The sequence below is a fragment of the Rhizobium sp. R339 genome (genome assembly GCF_002211395.1).
GTDB lineage: Bacteria > Pseudomonadota > Alphaproteobacteria > Rhizobiales > Rhizobiaceae > Rhizobium.
The window spans coordinates 247758-269677 of sequence record NZ_LOKV01000026.1 but is presented as its reverse complement, the minus strand read 5'-3'; the positions used below and the strand labels follow the sequence as shown (position 1 = coordinate 269677).

Below are 21920 nucleotides of genomic sequence, written 5' to 3'. Positions count from 1 at the left end.
CTGTTTCAGGATGACGGCTTCGTCGGGCGGTGAAAACCGAGCAATCAGGATTTCGGAGCCGGCTTCTCCACGTGGCCGCCGAAGCCCGCGCGCATCGCCGACAGAACCTTGTTGGCGAATTCGTCGTTGTCGCGCGAGGAGAAGCGGCCGTAGAGCGCCGCACTCAGCACCGGCGTCGGCACGCTTTCGTCGATCGCCGCCATGATCGTCCAGCGGCCTTCGCCGCTGTCGGAGACCCGGCCCGCATATTTCGCCAGCGCCGGATCGGCATGCAGCGCATCGGCGGTGAGATCGAGCAGCCAGGAGGTGATGACGCTGCCGCGCCGCCAGACTTCGGCAACGTCCTGCAGATTGAAGTCGTATTGGAAATGTTCGGGATGCGCGAGCGGCGCGGTCTCCGCATCGGCCTCATGCGAGGCAGCGCCGATATTGGCATGTTTCAGGATATTGAGGCCTTCCGCATAGGCCGCCATCAGGCCGTATTCGATGCCGTTATGCACCATCTTGACGAAGTGGCCGGCGCCATGCGGGCCGCAATGCAGGTAGCCCTGCTCGGCGGTGCTCGCCGCAGCCGCTTCGGCGCTGCGGTTCGGCGAGGCTTCCGTCTTGCCGGCGCCGGGCGCGAGCGTCGCGAAGATCGGCGAAAGGTGCTGGACGATGCCCTTCTCCCCGCCGATCATCAGGCAATAGCCGCGTTCGAGGCCGAAGACGCCGCCGCTGGTGCCGACGTCGACATAATGGATCCCCTTGGTGATGAGTTCGGCGCCGCGGCGGATATCGTCGTGATAATAGGAATTGCCGCCGTCGATGACGATATCGCCGTTCTGCAGCAGCGGCACCAGGCTCGCCAGCACCTTGTCGACAATCGCCGCCGGCAGCATCAGCCATATGGCGCGCGGATGGCTCAGCTTCGAGACGAATTCCTCCAGAGAGGCGCTGCCGGTCGCGCCCATGCCCGCCAGCTCGGCAACGCTTTCGGGCCTGGCGTCATAAACGACGCATTCGTGACCGCCCCGCATCAGCCGCTGGACCATGTAATTGCCCATGCGGCCCAAACCAACCATACCAAGCTGCATAATGAATCTCCTGGAAACCGAGATGAAGTATCGACTCCGGAAATTAGCACCCGCAGTGTGACAGGCAAGCGAAGTCTGGCGCCGCCTTCAAGCCTAACGGTTCGTCAGACATCCGGCGCACTGGCCGGTTCGCCTTTCATCTCGCTGAGGTACATGCCCTCGCGCAGATTGATGCCGTATTCGACGAAGGCCTTCATCGAGCAGAGCATCTGCGTCCAGCCTTCGCAGTTGAGATAGGTGCCGCGCCGGCCGGCCTCGTCCTCGCGCCAGCCGTTCTCGGCGATCGTTACCAGCGTTCCGCCATCCTCCAGCGGCTTGAAGTTCATCTCCACCTGCGTCTTGTACTTCGCCTTATCCTCACCGGTGCCGCCGTCCCAGCGCAGCACGATGCGACTGTCGGGCACGAGCTCGACGACCTCAACCGGCGCATCCTTCCACCAGGTCACCGTGGTGCCCTGAACGAGCGGCGCGCTCGCCCCGCCGATGGTGGTGAAATAGCTGCTGAGCTTCTGCGGATTGACGACGGCGTCGAACACGTCTGCGACGGGGCGGCCGATGCGGCCGGAAACGCGGATTCCGAGAGACATGGTACTTCTCCTCTTCTCCATTGCTCCTCACGCCATTATGTTATAAAAATATAACATGTCAAGCGAATCGAAAGACGACCCGGTTTTCAAGGCGCTGGCGCATCATCGCCGCCGCGAAATCCTCGACCTGCTCAAGGATGGCCCGCGCACTACAGGAACGCTTTGCGAAATGTTTCCCGGAATGGACCGCTGCACGGTGATGCAACACCTGAAGGTCCTGGAGGAGGCCGATCTGGTTATTGCCAAAAAAGAGGGCCGCGAACGCTGGAACCACCTGAACAGCCTGCCGATCAAGCACATCTACGACCGCTGGATCAGCGCCTATGCCGGCCATGCCCTCTCGATCCTCGACCGGCTGAGAGGTGACCTCGAAGGCCAGCCGGAATAACGGGCCGGCTTGCCGCGCGGTTCACTGTAATCTTATGCTGGCAAAAAGCTGGAGTGCGGGATGACGATATCAGGAGCAGGCATACGCCGCATGCGGCTGCTGCGCAGTATGAAGCAGCAGCATCTCGCCGAACTCCTCGGCGTAAACCAGGCGACCGTTTCACGCTGGGAGCGCGATCAGCTCGCCCTCTCGCCCGAACAGGCCGTCAGGCTGGAGCGAATTTTCGCCTCGCCGCGACATGCCGCGGCCGATGCGGCGCTGAAGCGGCTGGTCGAGGATTCCGTCCGGCCGGTGCATCTGATCTGCGACGTCACCCACCGGCTGCTGTCGGCCTCCCGCCCGCGGCAGGCGGAATGGCGCGCACCGCTCGCCGCCTTTCTCGGCCGTTCGCTTTTCTCCTACGCCTCTGCCGAAATCGCCGCAGCCGAACAGTCGCTGGAGGAGCGCGGCTGGCATGAGGGCACCCTCCTGTCGCTGACGCTCGAAACCGGCGCCAACGACAATGAACTGCTGCCGATCGCCGCCGGTCGCGTGACCTGGGAGCGGATCATGCTTTCCGACGGCAGCGCCGGCCGGCTTGTGACAACCATCGGCTGAGCCTGCAGCTTTCCTGCATCCCCATGCATAATTTATGCGTTGTTCGAAAACGCTGGCCTTTATAGCGTCCGCCGCGAAACCGCTCTGGAGGCGAGGCGATGACGATATTGGTAACGGGAAGTGCCGGCCATCTGGGCGAGGCGCTGATGCGCACCCTGAGGGCTGAAAGCCGGTGGGCGCGCGGCATCGACATCAAGCCCTCGGCTTTCACCGATATGGTCGGCTCGATCGGCGACCGCGCTTTCGTCAGGCAGGCCATGTCTGGCGTCAGCCACGTCATCCACGCCGCGACGCTGCACAAGCCGCATGTGGCGACGCACGAGAACCACGATTTCCTCGACACCAATGTCGCCGGCACGCTGAACCTGCTCGAAGGGGCGGCCGCGGCGGGTGTTGCAAGCTTCGTCTTCACCAGCACCACCAGCGCTTTCGGCGCGGCATTGACGCCGGCAGCCGGCGAACCCGCGGCATGGGTGACCGAGGATGTGCTTCCCATTGCAAGGAACATCTACGGCGTGACCAAGCTCGCCGCCGAAGGTCTCTCGGAGCTCTTTGCCCGCAAGTCCGGCCTGCCTGTCGTCATCCTCAGGACCTCGCGCTTCTTCCCCGAAAACGACGACGATCCCGACATTCGCAATCGATACTCGGCGGAAAATGCCCAGGCCAATGAACTGCTTCATCGCCGCGTCGATATCAGCGACGTGGTCGCCGCCCATCTGCTGGCGCTCGAGAAGGCGCCGGCAATCGGCTTCGGCCGCTACATCATCTCCGCCACGACGCCGTTTTCATACGAGGACCTCACTGAGCTCAGGCGAGACGCGCCTGCCGTCGTCGAGCGGCTCTTTCCTGGTGCAGGCGCCCTTTATGCCGAACGCGGCTGGAAAATGTTCCCGGCGCTCGACCGCGTCTATGTCAACGAGCGCGCCAGGCGAGAACTCGGCTGGCAACCGCGATATGATTTCCCCTTCCTGCTCGATTGCCTGCGCGACGGCAGGGAATGGCGCAGCCCCCTGGCGGGCGATGTCGGCTCCAAGGGTTACCACGACGAGGTCTTCGCCGAAGCGCCTTACCCGGTGAATTAGGATTGGATTGCGGCTTCAACGCATCGTGACGATCCTGCCGAAAGCGGATCGCCGCGTCTCTTCGCCGATAGGAAGGGAAAGCGCGATCCACGGCAACCGATGGATGTTTACGATCCTGGGTGCCTACAAACGTAGGTGGGCACCGTGTGTCCAGGCCCACGGGCCTGGCCAGGGACAGCTCCCTTTGGATCGAGTATGGCCCCAGGGATTGTGGTTCCTGTCGAGAGGCGCAGACCGCATCGCGATATATAAGGTCGTTTGCGCCGGCGCGCCAGTGGCGACGGCGGGCCGTTTTTATTTAATTCAATTGAGTTCCGGTGCTGGGCGGCCGTTCAGCTTGTCGGTGATGCCGCGGATGCGGCTCGAAACTTCGCTCAGCGCCGCCGCGAGGTTTTCCTCGGTGCGAGCGGTCGCGGCAAGCACGGTGTCGCGGTTGCTACGCAGCGACTCCAGCTCGGATTCCAGCCCGGCGATGCGCCGCGTCAGCTCGGAGATCTCGTCCATGATCATGATGCCGGCCATGACGGTGATCCTGAGATCGCCGATTTCGCCGAACTGGCTCTTGAGATGGCCGACATAGCTGTCGAAGCGGGTGGCGAGATCGGTCAGGTGGTCCTCCTGCCCTTCCTCGCAGGCCATGCGATAGGCCTTGCCGTCGATCGTTACCGTCACCTGCGCCATGCTAAATTCTCTTCTTTCAGAGCATGATGCCGAAAAGTGTGAGCGGTTTTCGGCATCATGCTCTAACTCGTCAATTTGGAACAGGATTCAGATTTTAGGCCAACTTGGCCTAAGATCATCCTGTTCTAGCGATCCAGAACCGCGCGGATCGTTTCCATGGCCGTCACCAGCCGCCGCGACACCTCGCGATTGACCTCTTCCAGCCGGTTGGCGCGGAATTCGGCCTGGTCGAGCTCCTGCGCCAGCCGCGAGCGGTCGGCATGTACGCGGCGAACCTCGCCTTCGATCTCGCCCTGATCCCGCTCCCGCTCGACGCGCATGTCGACGGCGTTTTCGAGGCTGGAAATCGCCTGCTTCAGCTCGTTGAGCGCTGCTTCCATGGTTTTGCCTGTGGGCGTCATGCCTTCCGCTTCCGTGCAGGACCCGCGAATCGACCCTCGGCGCCGACCCTATAATTTCAAAGAGGATATGCAGCTAGCCGACGGCCCGTCAATCAATCCCGTCATACGCCGGCCGGCCTACTTGTGGATGAGCGATTTCGCGATAGCCGCCACAGGCGTTTTGTCATTTGTTCAATCGCGCGATCAAATGTCAAAAAATGCCGCAGCCTGCCTGGATTTGGCCTGCCATTTATTGACTCGCCCGTCTTAACTGGTATGTCTCACCCGCTTTCACTCGATGGTCTTGGAGGCTCGAGACCATCCCCCGACACCCGGAGCTTGCGGAAAAGCCATGACCTCTCCCGAACAACACGACCGGATGGCGAATGCGATCCGTTTTCTCGCCATGGACGCCGTCGAAAAGGCGAATTCCGGCCACCCGGGCATGCCGATGGGCATGGCTGACGTGGCAACGGTCCTGTTCACCAAATATCTGAAGTTCGATCCGAAGAAGCCGCACTGGCCGAACCGTGACCGCTTCGTGCTCTCCGCCGGCCACGGCTCGATGCTGCTCTATTCGCTGCTCTACTTGACCGGCTATCCCGATATGACGGTCGAGGATCTGAAGCAGTTCCGCCAGATCGGCTCCAAGACCGCCGGCCACCCGGAATACGGCCATGCGACCGGCATCGAAACCACGACTGGCCCGCTCGGCCAGGGCATCGCCAACGCCGTCGGCATGGCGATTGCCGAGCGCAAGCTGCGCGAGGAGTTCGGTGCGGACCTGCAGGACCACTATACCTATGTCATCAATGGCGACGGCTGCCTGATGGAAGGCATCAGCCATGAGGCGATCGCGCTTGCCGGCCACCTGAAGCTGAACAAGCTGATCCTCTTCTGGGACAATAACTCGATCACCATCGACGGCGCGGTTTCGCTGTCGGATTCGACCGACCAGATCGCCCGCTTCAAGGCCGTCCACTGGAACACGATCGAGATCGACGGTCACGACCAGGCCGCCATCGCCGATGCGATCGAAGCCGCCCACAAGTCCGACCGCCCGACCTTCATCGCCTGCAAGACCGTCATCGGCTTCGGCGCTCCGAACAAGGCCGGCAGCCACAAGGTTCACGGCAGCCCGCTCGGCGCCGAGGAAATCGCCGCCACCCGCAAGGCGCTGAACTGGGATTACGAGCCCTTCGTCATCCCCTCCGACGTTCTCGATGCATGGCGCGTCGCCGGCACCCGCTGCGACAATGTCGTCAAGGCATGGGAAGAAACTCTTTCCAAGTCGCCTGCCAAGGCGGAATTCTCCCGCCGCATGGCAGGCGAACTGCCGGAAGGCTTCGATGCCGCGATCAGCGCATATAAGAAGAAGCTCGCCGAGACCAAGCCGACTGTTGCCACCCGCAAGGCTTCGGAAGACGCGCTCGAGGTCATCAACGGCTTCCTGCCGGAAACGCTCGGCGGTTCCGCCGACCTGACGCCGTCGAACAACACCAAGACCAGCCAGATGCACTCGATCACGCCGACGGATTTCGCCGGCCGTTACGTGCATTGGGGCATTCGCGAGCACGGCATGGCCTCGGCCATGAACGGTATCGCGCTGCATGGCGGCCTCATTCCCTATAGCGGCGGCTTCCTGATCTTCTCGGATTATTGCCGCCCGCCGATCCGCCTCGCAGCACTGATGGGCATTCGGGTCATCCACGTCCTGACGCATGACTCGATCGGCGTCGGCGAAGACGGCCCGACGCACCAGCCGGTCGAACAGCTCGCCGGCCTGCGCGCCATCCCGAACCTGCTGGTCTTCCGTCCGGCCGACGCCACGGAAACGGCCGAATGCTGGCAGATCGCCGTCAAGACGCAGAACCGTCCGTCTGGCCTTGCCCTGACGCGCCAGAACCTCAGCCCGGCCCGCACCGAATACAGCGAAAAGAACCTGTGCGAACAGGGCGCTTACACGCTCGCCGGCAATGCCGACGCCAAGGTGACGATCTTCGCTTCCGGCTCGGAAGTCGAAATCGCCGTTGCCGCCCGCGCAGCCCTGGAAGCCAAGGGCGTGACGGTACGCGTCGTATCGGTTCCCTGCACGGAACTGTTCTTCGAGCAGCCGGACGCTTATCGCAAGCAAGTGCTCGGCAACTCGCCGGTCAAGATCGCCGTCGAAGCCGCCGTCCGCGAAGGCTGGGATGCCTTCATCGGTCCGGAAGGCACTTTCATCGGCATGAAGGGCTTCGGCGCTTCCGGTCCGGTCAAGGACGTCTACAAGCATTTCGGCATCACCGCCGACGCCGTCGTTGCGGCCGCGGAAGCAAAGCTTTAAGGAGAGCGCCTTGAGGCGCTCTCCATCTCCTCAATTCCAGGCCCTCTCTATCGGGCCCTATTCATCGGGAGTGAATGAACATGACAGTCAAGGTTGCCATCAATGGTTTCGGCCGCATCGGCCGTAACGTCCTCCGCGCTATCGTCGAATCCGGCCGCACCGACATCGAAGTCGTCGCCATCAACGACCTCGGCCCGGTCGAGACCAACGCCCATCTGCTGCGCTACGACTCGATCCACGGCAAGTTCCCGGCAACCGTGAAGGTCGAAGGTGACACGATCACCGTCGGCAACGGCAAGCCGATCAAGGTCACGGCGATCAAGGATCCGGCGACGCTTCCGCACCGCGAACTCGGCGTCGACATCGCGATGGAATGCACCGGCATCTTCACCGCCCGCGACAAGGCCGCCGCCCATCTGACTGCCGGCGCCAAGCGCGTCATCGTCTCGGCCCCCGCCGACGGCGCCGACCTGACCGTCGTCTTCGGCGTCAACCACGACCAGCTCACCAAGGAGCACATGGTCATCTCCAATGCCTCCTGCACCACCAACTGCCTGGTGCCGGTGGTGAAGGTTCTCGACGACGCCGTCGGCATCGACCACGGCTTCATGACGACCATCCACTCCTACACCGGCGACCAGCCGACGCTCGACACGATGCACAAGGACCTGTATCGCGCCCGCGCCGCCGCCCTTTCCATGATCCCGACCTCGACGGGCGCCGCCAAGGCCGTCGGCCTCGTGCTGCCGCACCTCAAGGGCAAGCTCGATGGCACCTCGATCCGCGTTCCGACCCCGAACGTTTCGGTCGTCGACTTCAAGTTCGTCTCCAAGAAGGCGACCACGGTCGGCGAAATCAACGAAGCCATCAAGGCCGCCTCCAACGGCAAGCTGAAGGGCATCCTCGGCTACACCGACGAGCCGCTCGTCTCCCGCGACTTCAACCACGACAGCCATTCCTCGATCTTCGCGACCGATCAGACGAAGGTCATGGAAGGCAACTTCGTGCGCATTCTGTCCTGGTACGATAACGAGTGGGGCTTCTCCAGCCGCATGTCGGACACGGCCGTTGCCTTTGCCAAGCTCATCTGAGCCTGACGAACGACAGATTGCATGCGGCCCGGGAAACCGGGCCGTTTTGTTATAGGCACCACGCCGGATCGATTGCGAAACCTGCTATGGTGAACGAAGCCCTGAACCGCATCGCCGGCCGGGGAAGATATGGAGAGATGGATGGACTACTTTACCGTTGAGATCGCCGGCCGCGCCATTGCCAGCTTTCGCTCGAAAAACCATGAAGAAGCGACGCATTTCTTCGAGGCGGAAGACTTTCGCGACGACCTGACCATCCTGGAATCGGAAGGCAAGCCTCTGTGGGACCGCAAGGCGGCGCTGAGCCTGCGCAAGGCGACCGCCGAGGAAGCCAGCGAAGTCGAGCACGCCTACGAATTCGACGATGATCCGCAAAGGACCATCGACGACGAATTCGTCGTTTTCCTGGTTCCGGTCGAGGACCTGACCGACGATGGCGAGGATACCGAAGTCTGACTACCGATCCGCAGCGTCCTCCGGTTTTGAAAAGTTGCTCCGAAGGGCCGGCCGCAAGGATGGAATCACGGTTGGCAATCCGCTGGCCAAGCGTGATAGATTGACGCTGCAATGATCCAGTGGAGGCGATAATGGCAGAGGCGCAAAAACGCTCCTCCCACACCACTCTCAAGCGGCGGCAGCGGTTTCACCCGAAGCGCGACGTCAGACCTGCCGTGCTGGCAAAGGCTGATCGTCTGGTCATCCGGGTTGCCGCGTTCATCGGTCTTGCGTTTCTCGCCGTCATCATACTCCAGGCAGTGTTGTGATAGCACTCGTCCAATCCGCGGTCGCACTCCCTTCCCCCGTCATCGGACAAGGCGAATAACACAGGAGCGTGCCTTATCCTGTCGCCGCATCGAGATACCGGCAGGAAAAATCGCTCTTCCCGTCTTTCGCCCTGCTCTTGCCTGATTTTCTTATACATTCTTTGTAGAGAGTTTCTCCCGTAGCATTTCCGTGTCGGTGGCCGTCCGGCAGCCGTTCAGCAGCATGATGCAGCACGAGACGAGGTTAAGCCGCAAGGCCTACCCTTCTGTGCCGTTTTGCCGTTTACTGACGCATCGACGCGCGTGGTGGAGGGTTGGAATAGACAGATCGGCCGGGGGTGGCCGTATCCGCGAAGCAGTCGATGGAAAGGGGTGGGCATGGAAGCGTTCTATATCGTGGTGCTGGTCGCGACGGCGCTCGTGCTTCTTGCTGCTTTTTCGAGCCTGCTCGCTTTCCGCTTCGGCGCCCCGCTGCTGCTGCTCTTCCTGATGATCGGCCTTGCCGCCGGCGTCGACGGCCTCGGCATCGAATTCAGCAACAATTATCTGGCCTATATCCTCGGCTCCATCGCGCTGGCCGTCATCCTGTTCGATTCCGGCTTCGGCACGCCGATGCAGGCCTTCCGGCTGGCGGCCGTGCCCTCCCTCACGCTCGCCTCGGTCGGCGTGCTGATCACCGCTTCGCTCTTTGCCGTCGCCGCCATGTGGCTGCTGAACTTCACCTGGCTCGAAGGCCTGCTGCTCGGCTCGATCGTCGCCTCGACGGATGCCGCCGCCGTCTTCTTCCTGCTGCGCATCGGCGGCATCAACATCCGTGATAAGGTGCGCTCGACGCTCGAAGTCGAATCCGGCACCAACGACCCGATGGCGATCTTCCTCACCATCGCCCTCGTCGAAGTGCTGGCGAGCGGCGAGCGTTACCACGGCATCAATATCGGCATGCTCGCCATGTTCGTGCAGCAAATGGGGCTCGGCGTCATTCTCGGCCTGCTCGGCGGCATGATGATCGTGCTGATCGTCAGCAAGCTCGATACCGATCGCGGCCTGACGCCGATCTTCGTGCTGGCGCTCGCCCTGCTCGTCTTCTCCTTTGCCGGCACGGTCGGGGGCAGCGGCTTCCTCGCCGTCTATGTCGCCGGCATCTATGCCGGAAATCGCAAGATGCAGGCGATCGGCACCATCAAACGCTTCCAGGACGGCATGACCTGGCTGGCGCAGATCATCATGTTCCTGGTGCTCGGCCTGCTCGCCACGCCGTCGCAATTCCCCGTCATCATCGTGCCGGCGATCCTGCTTGCCCTCTTCCTGATCTTCGTCGCCCGGCCGCTGGCGATCTGGCTGTCGCTGCTTCCATTCGATTACACGCAGCAGGAAATCGGTTTCGTCGCCTGGGTCGGTCTGCGCGGCGCCGTCTCCATCCTGCTTGCCATCATGCCGATCCTCGGCGGGCTGGAAAATGGTCAGATCTATTTCAACACCGCCTTCATCATCGTGCTGGTTTCCCTGCTCGTCCAGGGCTGGACGATCAAACCGGTCGCCAAGAAACTCGGCCTGATCATTCCCCCGCGCATCGGCGCCGTCGACAAGGTCGAGGTCGATCTGCCGGGTGCTGCCAACCACGAACTGCTTTCCTACCGCGTCATCAAGGACAGCCCGGTGCTGCGCGGCGAGCGCATTCCGCGCTGGGCCACACCCTCGCTCGTCATCCGCGACGGCAAGTCGATGCGCTACCAATATGCCGGGCGGCTGCGCGAGAACGATCTCGTCTATCTCTTCATCGTGCCGAGCTATTCCCGCCTGCTCGACCGGCTCTTCGCCAGCCGCGCGCCGGTCGATGAGGACGATGCCGAATTCTTCGGCGCCTTCGCGCTCTCGCCCGCCCGCCCCGCCGCCGATCTCGATGCGGCTTACGGTCCCGGCCTGCTCAACGAATCCGAAAGGGGCCTGACGATCGCCGAACTGATGCGCCAGCGCCTCGGCGGCAAGGCCGATTATGCCGATCGCGTCCGTCTCGGCTCGATCATCCTCATCGTCCGCGATCTCGACGAACACGATCACATTACCTCGGTCGGCATGTCGCTCGAGGCGGTCGAACCGGCGATCACCCTGCCGATCTTCATCAATCTCAAGGACATCATCCAGCGCATCCGCGACCGGCTGAAGGGACGCCGGAACCGCGAAGCCGCGGCCTCCGAAAACGCGCCGAAAGCATCGGCCGGACGCGAGGAAGCCACACGCGAAAACGGCCGTTGAACGCCTTGCGTCTCGAATGATCCTTGCTATGGTCTGCGCGACTTCCGCCAACCAAGACTGGATCTTCCCCATGCCTTCATTCAAGACCCTCGACGATCTTTCCGATATCAGCGGCAAGCGCGTTCTCGTCCGCGTCGACCTCAACGTTCCCGTCAAGGACGGCAAGGTCACCGATACGACACGCATCGAGCGCGTGGCGCCGACGATCCTCGAACTATCGGATAAGGGCGCCAAGGTGATCCTGCTTGCCCATTTCGGCCGGCCGAAGGATGGCCCGTCGGCTGATCTGTCGCTGTCGCTGATCGCCCCTTCGGTCGAGGAAGTGCTCGATCATGCCGTGCTGACCGCCTCCGACTGCATCGGCGAGGCCGCCGCCGCCGCCGTCGCCGCGATGAATGACGGCGATATCCTGCTGATGGAAAACACCCGCTTCCACAAGGGCGAGGAAAAGAACGATCCCGATTTCATCAAGGCGCTTGCCGCCAACGGCGATATCTACGTCAACGACGCCTTCTCCGCCGCCCACCGCGCCCATGCTTCCACCGAAGGCCTCGCCCATCATCTGCCGGCCCATGCCGGCCGCACCATGCAGGCCGAGCTGGAAGCGCTGGAAAGCGGCCTCGGCAATCCCGCCCGCCCCGTCGTCGCCATCGTCGGCGGCGCCAAGGTTTCGACGAAGATCGACCTCCTGATGAACCTCGTGAAGAAGGTCGATGCCCTCGTCATCGGCGGCGGCATGGCCAACACCTTCATCGCCGCTCGCGGCACCAATGTCGGCAAGTCGCTCTGCGAACATGATCTCGCCGAGACCGCCAAGCAGATCATGATCGAGGCCGCGACTGCAGGCTGCGCCATCATCCTGCCGGAAGACGGTGTGGTCGCCCGCGAATTCAAGGCGGGTGCGGCCAACGAGACGGTCGATATCAACGCCATTCCCGCCGATGCCATGGTGCTCGACGTCGGCCCGAAATCCGTCCAGGCGATCAATGCCTGGATCGAACGCGCCGCGACGCTCGTCTGGAACGGTCCGCTCGGCGCCTTCGAAATCGAGCCCTTCGATGCTGCGACGGTCGCGGCTGCGAAATACGCCGCCGAGCGCACCGTCGCCGGCAAGCTCACCTCCGTTGCAGGCGGCGGCGACACCGTCTCGGCGCTGAACCATGCCGGCGTCGCCGACGAGTTCAGCTATGTCTCGACCGCCGGCGGCGCTTTCCTGGAATGGATGGAAGGCAAGGAGCTTCCCGGCGTCGCCGTCCTTAACGCCGCAAGGTAACAGAAATCAGATTTGACAGGGTTTACATGTGGATAGACCGCGGTGGCCAACCGGCTTCCGCGGTCTTTTGCTCAAGGGTTGAAAAAAATCCCATTTTTCAAACGATTGAATTGATTTCAATCGTTTCAATGACTTAGCCTTCCATTTTCCTCACTATAAACTTCTGTTATCGCCGTCCTATATTCTTAAACCGCCGATGTTTAACGCTGTGGAGAGAACGAGATGAGCGAACGACTGGAAGACATTGCAGTGCAGATGGTTGCGGGCGGCCGGGGACTGCTTGCGGCCGATGAATCGACCTCCACCATCAAAAAGCGTTTCGACACGATCAACCTCGAATCGACCGAAACGAGCCGCCGCGACTACCGCGAGATGCTCTTCCGCTCCGATGAGGCGATGAAGAAATATATCTCCGGCGTTATCCTTTTCGAAGAGACGCTTTTCCAGAAGGCCGCCGATGGCACGCCCTTCGTCGACATCATCCGCGCTGCAGGCAGCATTCCGGGCATCAAGGTCGATACCGGCGCCAAGCCGATGGCCAAATTCCCCGGCGAAACCATCACCGAAGGCCTCGACGGCCTCGGCGAACGCCTTGCCAAATATTATGAAGCCGGCGCCCGCTTCGCCAAGTGGCGCGGCGTCATCGCCATCTCCTCGTCGCTGCCGACCCGCGGTTCGGTCCGCGCCAACGCTCAGGCGCTCGCCCGCTATGCGGCTCTCTGCCAGGAAGCCAAAATCGTTCCGATCGTCGAGCCGGAATGCCTGATGGACGGCAAGCCGGGCGATCATAATATCGACCGCTGCGCCGAAGTCACCGAATCCACGCTGCGCATCGTTTTCGAAGAACTGGCCGAAGCCCGCGTCAGCCTCGAAGGCATGATCCTGAAGCCGAACATGGTCATCGACGGCAAGAACGCCCGCAAGGCCTCCGTCGCCGAGGTAGCCGAGCGCACCGTCCAGGTGCTGAAGCGCACGGTTCCGTCCGCCGTTCCCGGGATCGCTTTCCTCTCCGGCGGCCAGACCACGGAAGAAGCGACCGCCCACCTCTCCGCGATCAACGGCCATGACCTGCCCTGGCTCGTCACCTTCTCCTACGGCCGCGCCCTGCAGGACAGCGCGCTCAAGGCCTGGAACGGCAAGCAGGAGAACGTCGCCGCCGGCCAGCGCGAATTCACCCACCGTGCCGAGATGAACAGCCTCGCCGCCACCGGCAACTGGAAAAAGGACCTGGAACAGGCGGCTTGATTTTTGGACTTGGGATTCGGGCGGGGGCGGCAACCACAAGCTGCGGCTCCTGCTGACCCCTCGCCTCCCTCATTCCTGTGCTCGTCACAGGAATCCAGTGCGCCAAGTCCTTGGGCGCGATAGACTCCTTCCCCTTATGTATTGATTCATTCACGGCGCCGACGCGCCGTGGCTGGATTCCTGTGACAGGCACAGGAATGAGGGAGGTAGGAGAGAGGCTCTCCTCTCCATCCGAACTCACCGCCGGGGAATGGCCTAGGAAATCGGTCTAGCGTGTAAGACGCTCACCCTCTCATTGTCACGGCGACAAGAAACCGCTTCATTCCCTAAAAAACCGTGCTTACTCATAACGGCCCCAGCAAGAGGAGCCGCAATGGATACCATCTCTTACGTCACCGTGGATGCCTTCACCTCGCAGCGCTTCGAGGGCAATCCGCTTGCCGTCATATCAGATGCGCGCGGTCTGACCGACGCGGCGATGCAGAAGATCGCCACGGAATTCAACTATTCCGAAGTCACCTTCGTCCTGCCGCCTGATGACCCTGAGAATTCCGCCCGCGTGCGCATCTTCACCCCGACGATGGAAATACCCTTCGCCGGCCATCCAAATGTCGGTACCGCCTACGTGCTCGGCCAGCGGGCTGAGCTCTTCGGCAAAGCGGTCGGCGATACACTGCGCTTCGAAGAAAAGGCCGGCATCGTCGAGATCAGCCTGGAGCGCAGCGGCGGAAGGGTTACGGCCACTGCCATCCGCGCGCCGCAGCCGCTGACGATCGGCGACGCCATCGCAAGGGAGACCATCGCAGGCTGCATCTCGCTCGACCCCGTCGCCGTCGTCACGACCACGCACGCCCCGGTCTTTGCCTCCGTTGGGCTCAACTTCGCCGTCGCCGAGCTGAATGGACTGGAGACGCTCGCCGCAGCCCGCCCGAACCTCGCCGGCTTCCAGGCGGCGGCCGGCCGCCAGACGACCAGCGGCCACGACTTCTCGCTTTTCGTCTATGTCAGGACGCCCGAGGATCCCTGGACCATTCGTGCCCGCATGTTCGCGCCGCTCGACAACGTGCCCGAGGACCCGGCGACAGGCAGCGCGTCTGCAGCCCTTGGCGCCTACCTCGTCTCGGTTGCGCCGCAGACTGACATGCAGGTCCGCATCACCATCGAACAGGGCGTCGAGATGGGCCGCCGCAGCATCATCGCGCTGGATGTCACCAAGTCCGGCGGCATCGTCACCGATGTCGTCATTTCGGGAGGCTGCGTTTCCGTGATGCGCGGAGAAATCACCCTGCGAGACTGACACGGCCGAGCTCAGCTCGGGCCTACATCAGGAAATCGCGCGACAGCAGTGCTACCGACCATATGCCGAAGGCGATCAGCGCGATCTTCCAGAAATCCATCCGGCGCCTGAAGCCCGGAAGCCCGATCGGCTTAATCACCTGTATCGCCATGGCAAGGATGAGCAGCAAGGCTATCAGCTTTGTCATGCTTTATTTTTTCCGTTTTTCGGAATGCCACAGGACAGACATTTTTCCGCGCGAACAAGAGGACCGCTACACGCCGTAACGGCATTCCGGGGCACAATCAATCATCTTGAGGCTAGGCTGACGCTGCTCTTGCCTTATGTCTTGTCAAATCGCTTAAGACCTGAGTCGGGGAAATGAAGAGAAACCTGCTGTCCGTCGCCGCGCTGCTCTTTGGCACGCTCTTCCTTTTCATGGGCAACGGTCTGCAGGGCATCCTGCTTCCGGTGCGCGGCAATATCGAGGGCTACGCGACGACGACGCTCGGCCTGCTCGGCACGTCATGGGCAGGGGGCTTCGTCATCGGCTGCCTGGTGGCGCCGAAACTGGTGCGCCGCGTCGGCCATGTCAGAGCCTTCTCCGGCTTCATCTCGATCATCGCCATCATCGCGCTGGTCAGCGGCATCATCATCGATCCGTTCTGGTGGGTGGTTCTGCGTGCCGTGACCGGCTTCTCCACCGCCGGCACCTCGATGATCATCGAAAGCTGGCTGAACGAGCGTGCCAGCAACGAGAGCCGCGGCGCGATCTTCTCGCTTTATATCGGCATCACGCTGATCGGCGTCGTCGGCGGCCAGATGATGATCCCACTCGAAGACGTGCGCACGCCAGTGCTCTTCATGATCTGCGGCATCTTCTATTGCATCGCCATGCTGCCGACGACGCTGTCGACCGCCGCTTCGCCGCAGCCGTTGAAGGCGGTGCGCCTCGACCTACCGGCGCTCTATCGCAACTCGCCGGTCTCCTGCCTCGGCATCCTGCTCGTCGGCATCGCCAATGGCGCCTACGGCACGCTCGGCGCCGTCTTCGGCGCAGGCGCCGGCCTTTCAGACACCAGCATCGCAGTGATGATGAGCGCCACCATCTTCGCCGGCGCCGTGATGCAGCTGCCGGCCGGCCGCCTTTCCGACCGGATCGACCGGCGCTACGTGCTCGCCGCCATGTCGGCGATCGCGGCGCTGGCCGGCCTGCTGATCTTCCTGCTCCATCCGACGTCCGCCGTCCTGCTGATCGGGCTCGTCGTTCTCTACGGCGCGGTGGCGAACACGCTCTATCCGATCGCCGTCGCCCATGCGAACGACTTCGCGGCGGCAGAGGACTTCGTCAAGGTCTCCGGCGGCCTGCTGCTGCTCTACGGCGTCGGCACGGTGATCGGCCCGACGATCGGCGGCCCGGTCATGTCGGTAATCAGCCCGCATGCGCTCTTCCTCGTCACCGCCATCGCCCACTTGCTGATCACCGTTTACGCCATCATCAGAAGCCGCATCCGCGCCGCTGTGCCGGCGAGCGACCGTGACGCCTACACGACGATTCCGACCGGCACCGCGCCGATGCTGACACCGCAAAGCATGTCGCTGGCCGACCGCGGCACCGGCAGCAAGTCTCCCGAAAGCGGCGATCCTGCTGTAAAGTTCGGATAAAACAACCGATACGGATGAATTCAGGCTGGACCGGCCTAAATTCGGAATCCATATCGCCGAACTTCACAACGGAGGAGGAACCATGAGCTTCATCGATGACGACCGGCCGCAAAAGAAAGCCGCCCATGAGATCGGCGCCGATCTCTCCCTGCTTTCGGTGGACGAACTGAAGGCGCGGGTGGAATTGTTGAAGACGGAGATCGCCCGGCTCGAAGCCGAGGCCGCCCGCAAGGCTTCCGGCCGGCAGGCGGCGGAAAGCTTCTTCCGCTCCTGAGCCTGCCGGCAAATGCGCGTGGCGATTTTGCCGGCTGCGGCATCCTGCAACGATCGACCTGAGGCGCGGGCCTGAGCGATTCTTAAGGATCGCGATCCGCCTGGCCCGCCGAAACCCATTGAAAAAACAATGGGCTGGATAACAAAAATGAGCGGGCCTCAAGTCTTACTTCGGCACAATGTTAATAAATTATTAAGCTTTCTAAGATATTACTGTACTCGTCCAGATTTTCTCTGGATTCTCAGACAGTTTTCCAAGCGGTGAATTGGTCTGATTTTTCTCCCTGTTTTACCTTGAGAGCCGCTTTTGCGGCTCTTCTTTTTGCTATGGCCGGCTGCTTTCCACGAAACTGTGGAGATTAACCCTTTCTTAAGAAACGGCTTGCGCAATTGCGCTAATGATACCATTCTTAAAGACATAAAGACCGGCCCGGAAACTTTTCCCATGGCGCCGGCGTTACCTGACCATAAGTAGCTGCGTGCAACAGGGACTATTGCGATGTCGGAAGTTGGAGTGAACACGATCAGTTTTGCAGGCCGCGCCGCTGCATCTTCGCAGTTCAAGGCACTCTATGCGGAAGGCATGTCGCTGGTTGAAGAAACCGCCGCCTATCTCGACGGCCAGGGCCGCGCAGCCTCCAAGGTTCTGCCGCGCATGGCCTCCGTCCTCTACGCCGCGGAATCGATGCGCCTTACCACCCGCCTGATGCAGATGGCCTCCTGGCTGCTGCTGCAGCGCGCCGTCAACAACGGCGAAATGTCTCGCGACCAGGTGCTGGCCGAGAAGAACAAGGTTCGCCTCGACGGCTTCAACGTCGATCGCGCCGCGCCCGGTTGGGGCGACCTGCCGGAATCCTTCCGCGATCTCGTCGAGCGCTCGCTGCGCCTGCAGAACCGCATCGCCCTGCTCGATCGCGAAATCTACCGCCCGTCCGAAGCCGTGATCGTTCCGGACAATCAGAACAGTGTCCAGGCCCAGCTTTCCCTGCTGCAGACGGCCTTCGGCAACAACTGATCCCGAGCTCATAGAATTCCAGACGAAACCGGCTGCGCCTTCGCGCAGCCGGTTTTTTATTTGCCGATGAGAGCCGGCATCCCCAAACGCAAAAAAGCCCGGCAGAACCGGGCTCTTTTCAAATTCCGTCGGGCAGAAGCGATTAGAGGCCGAGGCCGCCGAAGCGCTTGTTGAACTTGGAGACGCGGCCGCCGCGGTCCATGAGCTGCTGGTTGCCGCCGGTCCAGGCCGGATGCGACTTGGAATCGATTTCGAGGTTCATGACAGCGCCTTCCGAACCCCAGGTCGAGCGGGTTTCGTATTCGGTGCCATCGGTCATGACTACCTTGATCACGTGATAGTCGGGATGGATGCCTGCCTTCATAACAATCTTCCTGCGATACCGGAGTTCATTTTGCCGCATGCAGTTGCGGCCAACGAACCGTTTGAATAAATGAAGCCGCAGTCGGATGGCTACGGCTTCCCATTAGGATGCGGTGCCTATACATGAAGGACGCCGCGATAACAAGAGCCAACAGGCCGCATAACGCTGGTCCTGCGGGCGAACGGAGACGATTTGGCAGAACAGGCACGGGGTGAGGAAAACAAAAGGCGGTCGCTGCGGCCGCTCGGCAGGCTGACGCCTTATGTCATGCGTTATCGCGGCCTGGTGACGGGCGCGCTGATTTCGCTGGCGCTTGCCGCCATCACTTCGCTGGCACTGCCGCTTGCCGTGCGCCGCATGATCGATCACGGCTTCACCCACTCCGACGGTCGCTTCATCAACAGCTACTTCGGCATGCTGATGGTCATGGCCATCGTGCTCGCGGTCGCAAGCGCGCTGCGCTACTATTTCGTCATCACCATCGGCGAGCGCATCGTCGCCGATCTCCGCCGCGATGTCTTTGCCCATGTGACGCGGCTGTCGCCCTCCTTCTTCGACGTCAACCAGTCCGGCGAAATCGTCTCAAGGCTGACCGCCGATACGACGCAGATCAAATCCGCCGTCGGCGCCACCGCCTCGGTGGCGCTCAGGAACCTCATCCTCTGTCTCGGCGCCATGGGCATGATGATCGTCACCTCGCCGAAGCTTTCGAGCCTCGTCATCGGGGCGATCCCGCTGATCGTCTTTCCGCTCGTCGCCTTCGGCCGTTCGGTGCGCAAACGGTCCCGCGCCGCCCAAGATACGCTTGCCGAAGCGTCGGCCTTCGCCAATGAGACGGTCGCCGCGACCCGCACCGTCCAAGCCTTCAACGGCGAGCACGCCGCCGAGGTCCGCTACGGCACCGCCGTCGAATCCGCCTATGACGCCGCCCGCGCCGCCATCCGCTCCCGCGCGCTGCTGACCGGCATCGCCATCACGCTGATCTTCGGCAGCGTCGTCGCCGTGCTCTGGGTCGGCGCCCACAGCGTGCTTGCCGGCACGCTCTCGGCCGGCACGCTCGGCCAGTTCCTGCTTTATGCCGTCATATCGGCCGGTTCGCTCGGCGCGCTGTCGGAAGTCTGGGGCGAGCTCTCCCAGGCGGCAGGGGCGGCCGACCGGCTGACCGAGCTTCTCGATGAAGTCTCGCCGATCGCCGCACCCGCCAACCCGGAGGCCCTTCCTTCGCCCGGCCGCGGCCACGTCGAATTCGCAGGCGTGCATTTCGCCTATCCCTCCCGCCCCGACAGATCGGCGCTCCACGGCTTGAGCTTCGCAATTGCGCCGGGCGAGACGGTCGCCATCGTCGGCCCGTCCGGCGCCGGCAAGAGCACCGTCTTCTCGCTGCTGCTGCGCTTCTACGATCCGCAGCAGGGCAGCGTGAAGATCGACGGCGTCGACGCGCGGCTGACGACACCTGACGACCTGCGCCAGCGCATCGCCATCGTGCCGCAGGACGTCACCATCTTCGCCGCCTCGATCCACGACAACATCGCCTTCGGCCGCCCCGGCGCCTCCCGTGACGAGGTCCGCGCCGCAGCCATGGCCGCCCAGGCCGACGAATTCATCGCACGGCTGGACCGCGGTTACGAGACCGAAGTCGGCGAGCGCGGCGTGACGCTCTCCGGCGGCCAGCGCCAGCGCATCGCCATCGCCCGCGCCATCCTGAAGAATGCGCCCGTGCTGCTGCTCGACGAGGCGACTTCCGCGCTCGACGCCGAAAGCGAGACGCTGGTGCAGAAGGCACTCGACGGCCTGGTAGACGGCCGCACGACGCTCGTCATCGCTCACCGGCTGGCAACCGTGCTGAAGGCCGACCGCATCCTCGTCATGGACCAGGGCCGCATCGCCGAGGAAGGCACGCATCAGAGCCTGATCCGCCACGGCGGCATCTATGCGCGGCTGGCCCGGCTTCAATTCGATGCCGCCCACGAGGATGTGCTCGCCGCCGCGAAATAGCCGGCACAGGCTCCCGCCGTCAGCGACTAAAGTTTCATGCCGCCGCACCCTTGCCGCGGTTGCCTTTCGCGCCTCCTGCCCTACCCTCTTCATGCCCCGGGTGGGGATATTGCTGTTGAAATTCCTGGGAGGAGATAGGAATGGCGCTTTCCGATATCACGCGACGCATGGGCCTTGCGCTCGCTCTCGGCCTGACCGCTACACTCGGTCTCGGCACGGTTTCCGTCGCCGCTGATTTTCCCGATCATGCGATCACCATGGTCGTGCCCTTCGCGGCCGGCGGCTCGACCGACGTCGTCGCCCGCATCGTCGCGCAGAAGATGTCGGAGGATCTCGGCCAGCAGGTGATCGTGCAGAACGTTGCCGGCGCCGGCGGCAATCTCGGCGCCGGCAACGTCGCCCGCGCCGACCCGGACGGTTACACCATTCTGATGGGCACGGTCGCGACCCACGCCCTCAACCCGTTGATCCTGAAATCGACGCCCTACGACCCGGAAAAGGATTTCGCGCCAGTCTCGCTGCTCGTCGTCGTGCCGAACGTGCTGGTCGTCAATCCGGAACTGCCGGCAAAGACCGTGCAGGAGTTGGTGGCGCTGCTGAAGGCCGAACCCGACAAGTACAGCTATGCCTCCTCGGGCAACGGCACGCCGCTGCATCTGTCCGGCGAACTCTTCAAGAGCATGGCCGGCGTCAGCATGCAGCATATCCCCTATAAGGGAGCCGGCCCGGCGCTGAACGACGTCATCGGCAACCAGGTGCCGATCATGTTCGACAACCTGCCCTCCTCCTCCAGCCACATCAAGGCCGGCACGCTGCGGGCGCTGGCGGTAACCACCGCGGCGCGCGCGCCCTCCTTCCCTGATGTGCCCACGATCGCCGAATCCGGCATACCCGGCTATGAAACCTATACCTGGAACGCGCTTTTTGCCCCGGCCAACACACCGAGCGAGGTGGTGACGCGCCTCAATGCCTCGGCCAACAAGGCGCTCAAGGATCCTGCCGTTGCCGAACGCATGAAGGAATTCAGCGCCACCATCGTCGGCTCGACGCCGGAAGAGCTCGCCGCCCATGTGAAGGCCGAACTCGCCAAATGGGGACCGGTCGTCAAGGGCGCGAACATCCAGATGGAGTGATGCCGGCACCCCTCTCCTTCGCTTGCGTCCAATCGAAGCGGCGGCAATTGGACGCCATGCAATCCATTTCTAATTAAGGTAGTGGAAAAGCTCACCATTTTGGTCTAGCCTCCGCCAAGCTGATGGTTGGAATTCAGCGTTTTGGGAGACATCAATGTATAAATTCGAAGTCTACAAGGATAAATCAGGCGAATTCCGTTTCCGCTTCAAGGCATCGAACGGCGAGACCATGTTCAGTTCCGAAGGCTACAAGGCGAAGGCATCCGCCCTGAACGCCATCGAATCCATCAAGAAGAACTCGCCCGGCGCCGATATCGTCGATACGACCAAGGCCGAAGCCTGATCAAGGCGGCAGCAGCGGCGTGAGCGCCGCTCTGCCCTTCCGCGCCCATGAGCAGCGCCGGAGCTTTCCAGCCCGGCCTGTTTGCTTATGAATTGCGCGCCATTTCTCTTTTT

The 21920-nt window shown here is 62.4% G+C and carries 23 protein-coding genes, 1 other RNA gene and 1 pseudogene; 17 read left to right on the top strand and 8 right to left on the bottom strand.

All coding sequences use genetic code 11. From position 1 onward, the window contains the following. Positions 1–44: 44 nt before the first annotated feature. Positions 45–1076 (bottom strand): phosphogluconate dehydrogenase (NAD(+)-dependent, decarboxylating), encoded by a 1032-nt coding sequence (gnd, locus tag ATY76_RS28245; RefSeq protein ID WP_088677950.1) that lies wholly within the window; start codon positions 1074–1076, stop codon positions 45–47. 104 nt (positions 1077–1180) lie between these two features. Beyond that, positions 1181–1663 (bottom strand): SRPBCC domain-containing protein, encoded by a 483-nt coding sequence (locus ATY76_RS28240; protein WP_088677949.1) that lies wholly within the window; start codon positions 1661–1663, stop codon positions 1181–1183. A gap of 55 nt (positions 1664–1718) precedes the next feature. Between ATY76_RS28240 and ATY76_RS28235 the strand changes: the two genes are divergently transcribed. From ATY76_RS28235 to ATY76_RS28225, 3 genes are all read left to right on the top strand, one after another. Further along, positions 1719–2051 carry a metalloregulator ArsR/SmtB family transcription factor gene (locus tag ATY76_RS28235; protein WP_088677948.1) on the top strand — a complete coding sequence of 111 codons (333 nt, stop codon included), beginning with the start codon at positions 1719–1721 and terminating at the stop codon, positions 2049–2051. A gap of 60 nt (positions 2052–2111) precedes the next feature. Further along, positions 2112–2648 carry a helix-turn-helix transcriptional regulator gene (locus ATY76_RS28230; RefSeq protein ID WP_088677947.1) on the top strand — a complete coding sequence of 179 codons (537 nt, stop codon included), beginning with the start codon at positions 2112–2114 and terminating at the stop codon, positions 2646–2648. 98 nt (positions 2649–2746) lie between these two features. Next, the gene (locus tag ATY76_RS28225; protein ID WP_088677946.1) at positions 2747–3730 is read left to right on the top strand and encodes an NAD(P)-dependent oxidoreductase; all 984 of its coding nucleotides are present in this window, start codon (positions 2747–2749) and stop codon (positions 3728–3730) included. An 80-nt stretch (positions 3731–3810) separates the two neighbouring features. Here the strand turns inward: ATY76_RS28225 and ssrS are convergent. The 3 genes from ssrS to ATY76_RS28210 form a co-directional block, all read right to left on the bottom strand. Beyond that, a non-coding RNA gene (ssrS, locus tag ATY76_RS28220) (6S RNA) lies at positions 3811–3969 on the bottom strand. A gap of 64 nt (positions 3970–4033) precedes the next feature. Then, on the bottom strand, positions 4034–4411 hold the full coding sequence (locus ATY76_RS28215) for a cell division protein ZapA (RefSeq protein WP_088677945.1): 378 nt from the start codon (positions 4409–4411) through the stop codon (positions 4034–4036). Positions 4412–4536: 125 nt separating this feature from the next. Then, positions 4537–4812 (bottom strand): DUF4164 domain-containing protein, encoded by a 276-nt coding sequence (locus ATY76_RS28210; RefSeq protein WP_088677944.1) that lies wholly within the window; start codon positions 4810–4812, stop codon positions 4537–4539. A gap of 331 nt (positions 4813–5143) precedes the next feature. Between ATY76_RS28210 and tkt the strand changes: the two genes are divergently transcribed. The 7 genes from tkt (at position 5144) to ATY76_RS28180 (ending at position 13743) form a co-directional block, all read left to right on the top strand. After that, complete coding sequence (gene tkt / locus ATY76_RS28205) at positions 5144–7117, top strand: transketolase (protein WP_088677943.1); 1974 nt, start codon at positions 5144–5146, stop codon at positions 7115–7117. A gap of 80 nt (positions 7118–7197) precedes the next feature. After that, complete coding sequence (gene gap / locus ATY76_RS28200; RefSeq protein ID WP_088678053.1) at positions 7198–8208, top strand: type I glyceraldehyde-3-phosphate dehydrogenase; 1011 nt, start codon at positions 7198–7200, stop codon at positions 8206–8208. Positions 8209–8349: 141 nt separating this feature from the next. Continuing rightward, complete coding sequence (locus tag ATY76_RS28195; RefSeq protein ID WP_088677942.1) at positions 8350–8664, top strand: hypothetical protein; 315 nt, start codon at positions 8350–8352, stop codon at positions 8662–8664. A 131-nt stretch (positions 8665–8795) separates the two neighbouring features. Continuing rightward, entirely contained in the window at positions 8796–8972 is a 177-nt protein-coding gene (locus ATY76_RS33865) for a hypothetical protein (protein WP_190233747.1), read from the top strand. Between the two features lie 378 nt (positions 8973–9350). Further along, positions 9351–11225, top strand: a complete 1875-nt coding sequence (locus ATY76_RS28190) for a potassium/proton antiporter (protein WP_088677941.1) — start codon at positions 9351–9353, stop codon at positions 11223–11225. A gap of 70 nt (positions 11226–11295) precedes the next feature. Next, positions 11296–12498 carry a phosphoglycerate kinase gene (locus ATY76_RS28185; RefSeq protein ID WP_190233746.1) on the top strand — a complete coding sequence of 401 codons (1203 nt, stop codon included), beginning with the start codon at positions 11296–11298 and terminating at the stop codon, positions 12496–12498. Between the two features lie 222 nt (positions 12499–12720). After that, positions 12721–13743, top strand: a complete 1023-nt coding sequence (locus ATY76_RS28180) for a class I fructose-bisphosphate aldolase (protein WP_088677939.1) — start codon at positions 12721–12723, stop codon at positions 13741–13743. 56 nt (positions 13744–13799) lie between these two features. Here ATY76_RS28180 and ATY76_RS34325 read toward each other — a convergent pair. After that, positions 13800–13951 (bottom strand): annotated as a pseudogene (locus ATY76_RS34325) (tRNA lysidine(34) synthetase TilS); the annotation flags it as partial. Between the two features lie 165 nt (positions 13952–14116). Between ATY76_RS34325 and ATY76_RS28170 the strand changes: the two are divergent. Then, on the top strand, positions 14117–15040 hold the full coding sequence (locus tag ATY76_RS28170; RefSeq protein ID WP_088677938.1) for a PhzF family phenazine biosynthesis protein: 924 nt from the start codon (positions 14117–14119) through the stop codon (positions 15038–15040). A 22-nt stretch (positions 15041–15062) separates the two neighbouring features. Here ATY76_RS28170 and ATY76_RS33860 read toward each other — a convergent pair whose 3' ends face one another. Continuing rightward, the gene (locus ATY76_RS33860) at positions 15063–15227 is read right to left on the bottom strand and encodes a hypothetical protein (RefSeq protein ID WP_088677937.1); all 165 of its coding nucleotides are present in this window, start codon (positions 15225–15227) and stop codon (positions 15063–15065) included. A 173-nt stretch (positions 15228–15400) separates the two neighbouring features. Here ATY76_RS33860 and ATY76_RS28160 point away from each other — a divergent pair, with 173 nt between their 5' ends. From ATY76_RS28160 to ATY76_RS28150, 3 genes are all read left to right on the top strand, one after another. Beyond that, positions 15401–16684: an MFS transporter gene (locus ATY76_RS28160; protein WP_088677936.1), complete on the top strand. Its 1284-nt coding sequence runs from the start codon at positions 15401–15403 to the stop codon at positions 16682–16684. Between the two features lie 82 nt (positions 16685–16766). Further along, on the top strand, positions 16767–16958 hold the full coding sequence (locus tag ATY76_RS28155; protein ID WP_088677935.1) for a DUF1192 domain-containing protein: 192 nt from the start codon (positions 16767–16769) through the stop codon (positions 16956–16958). Between the two features lie 498 nt (positions 16959–17456). Further along, positions 17457–17972 carry a DUF1465 family protein gene (locus ATY76_RS28150; protein ID WP_088677934.1) on the top strand — a complete coding sequence of 172 codons (516 nt, stop codon included), beginning with the start codon at positions 17457–17459 and terminating at the stop codon, positions 17970–17972. A gap of 142 nt (positions 17973–18114) precedes the next feature. Here the strand turns inward: ATY76_RS28150 and rpmE are convergent, their stop codons facing one another. Continuing rightward, entirely contained in the window at positions 18115–18336 is a 222-nt protein-coding gene (gene rpmE / locus ATY76_RS28145) for a 50S ribosomal protein L31 (protein ID WP_008533100.1), read from the bottom strand. Positions 18337–18528: 192 nt separating this feature from the next. Between rpmE and ATY76_RS28140 the strand changes: the two genes are divergently transcribed. From ATY76_RS28140 to ATY76_RS28130, 3 genes are all read left to right on the top strand, one after another. Further along, the gene (locus ATY76_RS28140; protein WP_088677933.1) at positions 18529–20331 is read left to right on the top strand and encodes an ABC transporter transmembrane domain-containing protein; all 1803 of its coding nucleotides are present in this window, start codon (positions 18529–18531) and stop codon (positions 20329–20331) included. A 140-nt stretch (positions 20332–20471) separates the two neighbouring features. Next, entirely contained in the window at positions 20472–21464 is a 993-nt protein-coding gene (locus tag ATY76_RS28135) for a tripartite tricarboxylate transporter substrate binding protein (RefSeq protein ID WP_088677932.1), read from the top strand. 154 nt (positions 21465–21618) lie between these two features. Beyond that, positions 21619–21807 carry a YegP family protein gene (locus ATY76_RS28130; RefSeq protein ID WP_088677931.1) on the top strand — a complete coding sequence of 63 codons (189 nt, stop codon included), beginning with the start codon at positions 21619–21621 and terminating at the stop codon, positions 21805–21807. The last annotated feature ends 113 nt before the right edge of the window (positions 21808–21920 follow it).

Coding starts and splice junctions, on each gene's coding strand:
- ATY76_RS28235 (WP_088677948.1), top strand. CDS start 1,719: ATGTCAAGCGAATCGAAAGACGACCCGGTTTTCAAGGCGCTGGCGCAT.
- ATY76_RS28150 (WP_088677934.1), top strand. CDS start 17,457: ATGTCGGAAGTTGGAGTGAACACGATCAGTTTTGCAGGCCGCGCCGCT.
- ATY76_RS28190 (WP_088677941.1), top strand. CDS start 9,351: ATGGAAGCGTTCTATATCGTGGTGCTGGTCGCGACGGCGCTCGTGCTT.
- ATY76_RS28160 (WP_088677936.1), top strand. CDS start 15,401: ATGAAGAGAAACCTGCTGTCCGTCGCCGCGCTGCTCTTTGGCACGCTC.
- ATY76_RS28240 (WP_088677949.1), bottom strand. CDS start 1,663: ATGTCTCTCGGAATCCGCGTTTCCGGCCGCATCGGCCGCCCCGTCGCA.
- ATY76_RS28230 (WP_088677947.1), top strand. CDS start 2,112: ATGACGATATCAGGAGCAGGCATACGCCGCATGCGGCTGCTGCGCAGT.
- ATY76_RS33860 (WP_088677937.1), bottom strand. CDS start 15,227: ATGACAAAGCTGATAGCCTTGCTGCTCATCCTTGCCATGGCGATACAG.
- ATY76_RS33865 (WP_190233747.1), top strand. CDS start 8,796: ATGGCAGAGGCGCAAAAACGCTCCTCCCACACCACTCTCAAGCGGCGG.
- ATY76_RS28135 (WP_088677932.1), top strand. CDS start 20,472: ATGGCGCTTTCCGATATCACGCGACGCATGGGCCTTGCGCTCGCTCTC.
- ATY76_RS28185 (WP_190233746.1), top strand. CDS start 11,296: ATGCCTTCATTCAAGACCCTCGACGATCTTTCCGATATCAGCGGCAAG.
- ATY76_RS28210 (WP_088677944.1), bottom strand. CDS start 4,812: ATGACGCCCACAGGCAAAACCATGGAAGCAGCGCTCAACGAGCTGAAG.
- tkt (WP_088677943.1), top strand. CDS start 5,144: ATGACCTCTCCCGAACAACACGACCGGATGGCGAATGCGATCCGTTTT.
- ATY76_RS28225 (WP_088677946.1), top strand. CDS start 2,747: ATGACGATATTGGTAACGGGAAGTGCCGGCCATCTGGGCGAGGCGCTG.
- gap (WP_088678053.1), top strand. CDS start 7,198: ATGACAGTCAAGGTTGCCATCAATGGTTTCGGCCGCATCGGCCGTAAC.
- ATY76_RS28155 (WP_088677935.1), top strand. CDS start 16,767: ATGAGCTTCATCGATGACGACCGGCCGCAAAAGAAAGCCGCCCATGAG.
- ATY76_RS28180 (WP_088677939.1), top strand. CDS start 12,721: ATGAGCGAACGACTGGAAGACATTGCAGTGCAGATGGTTGCGGGCGGC.
- ATY76_RS28215 (WP_088677945.1), bottom strand. CDS start 4,411: ATGGCGCAGGTGACGGTAACGATCGACGGCAAGGCCTATCGCATGGCC.
- ATY76_RS28130 (WP_088677931.1), top strand. CDS start 21,619: ATGTATAAATTCGAAGTCTACAAGGATAAATCAGGCGAATTCCGTTTC.
- gnd (WP_088677950.1), bottom strand. CDS start 1,076: ATGCAGCTTGGTATGGTTGGTTTGGGCCGCATGGGCAATTACATGGTC.
- ATY76_RS28195 (WP_088677942.1), top strand. CDS start 8,350: ATGGACTACTTTACCGTTGAGATCGCCGGCCGCGCCATTGCCAGCTTT.
- rpmE (WP_008533100.1), bottom strand. CDS start 18,336: ATGAAGGCAGGCATCCATCCCGACTATCACGTGATCAAGGTAGTCATG.
- ATY76_RS28170 (WP_088677938.1), top strand. CDS start 14,117: ATGGATACCATCTCTTACGTCACCGTGGATGCCTTCACCTCGCAGCGC.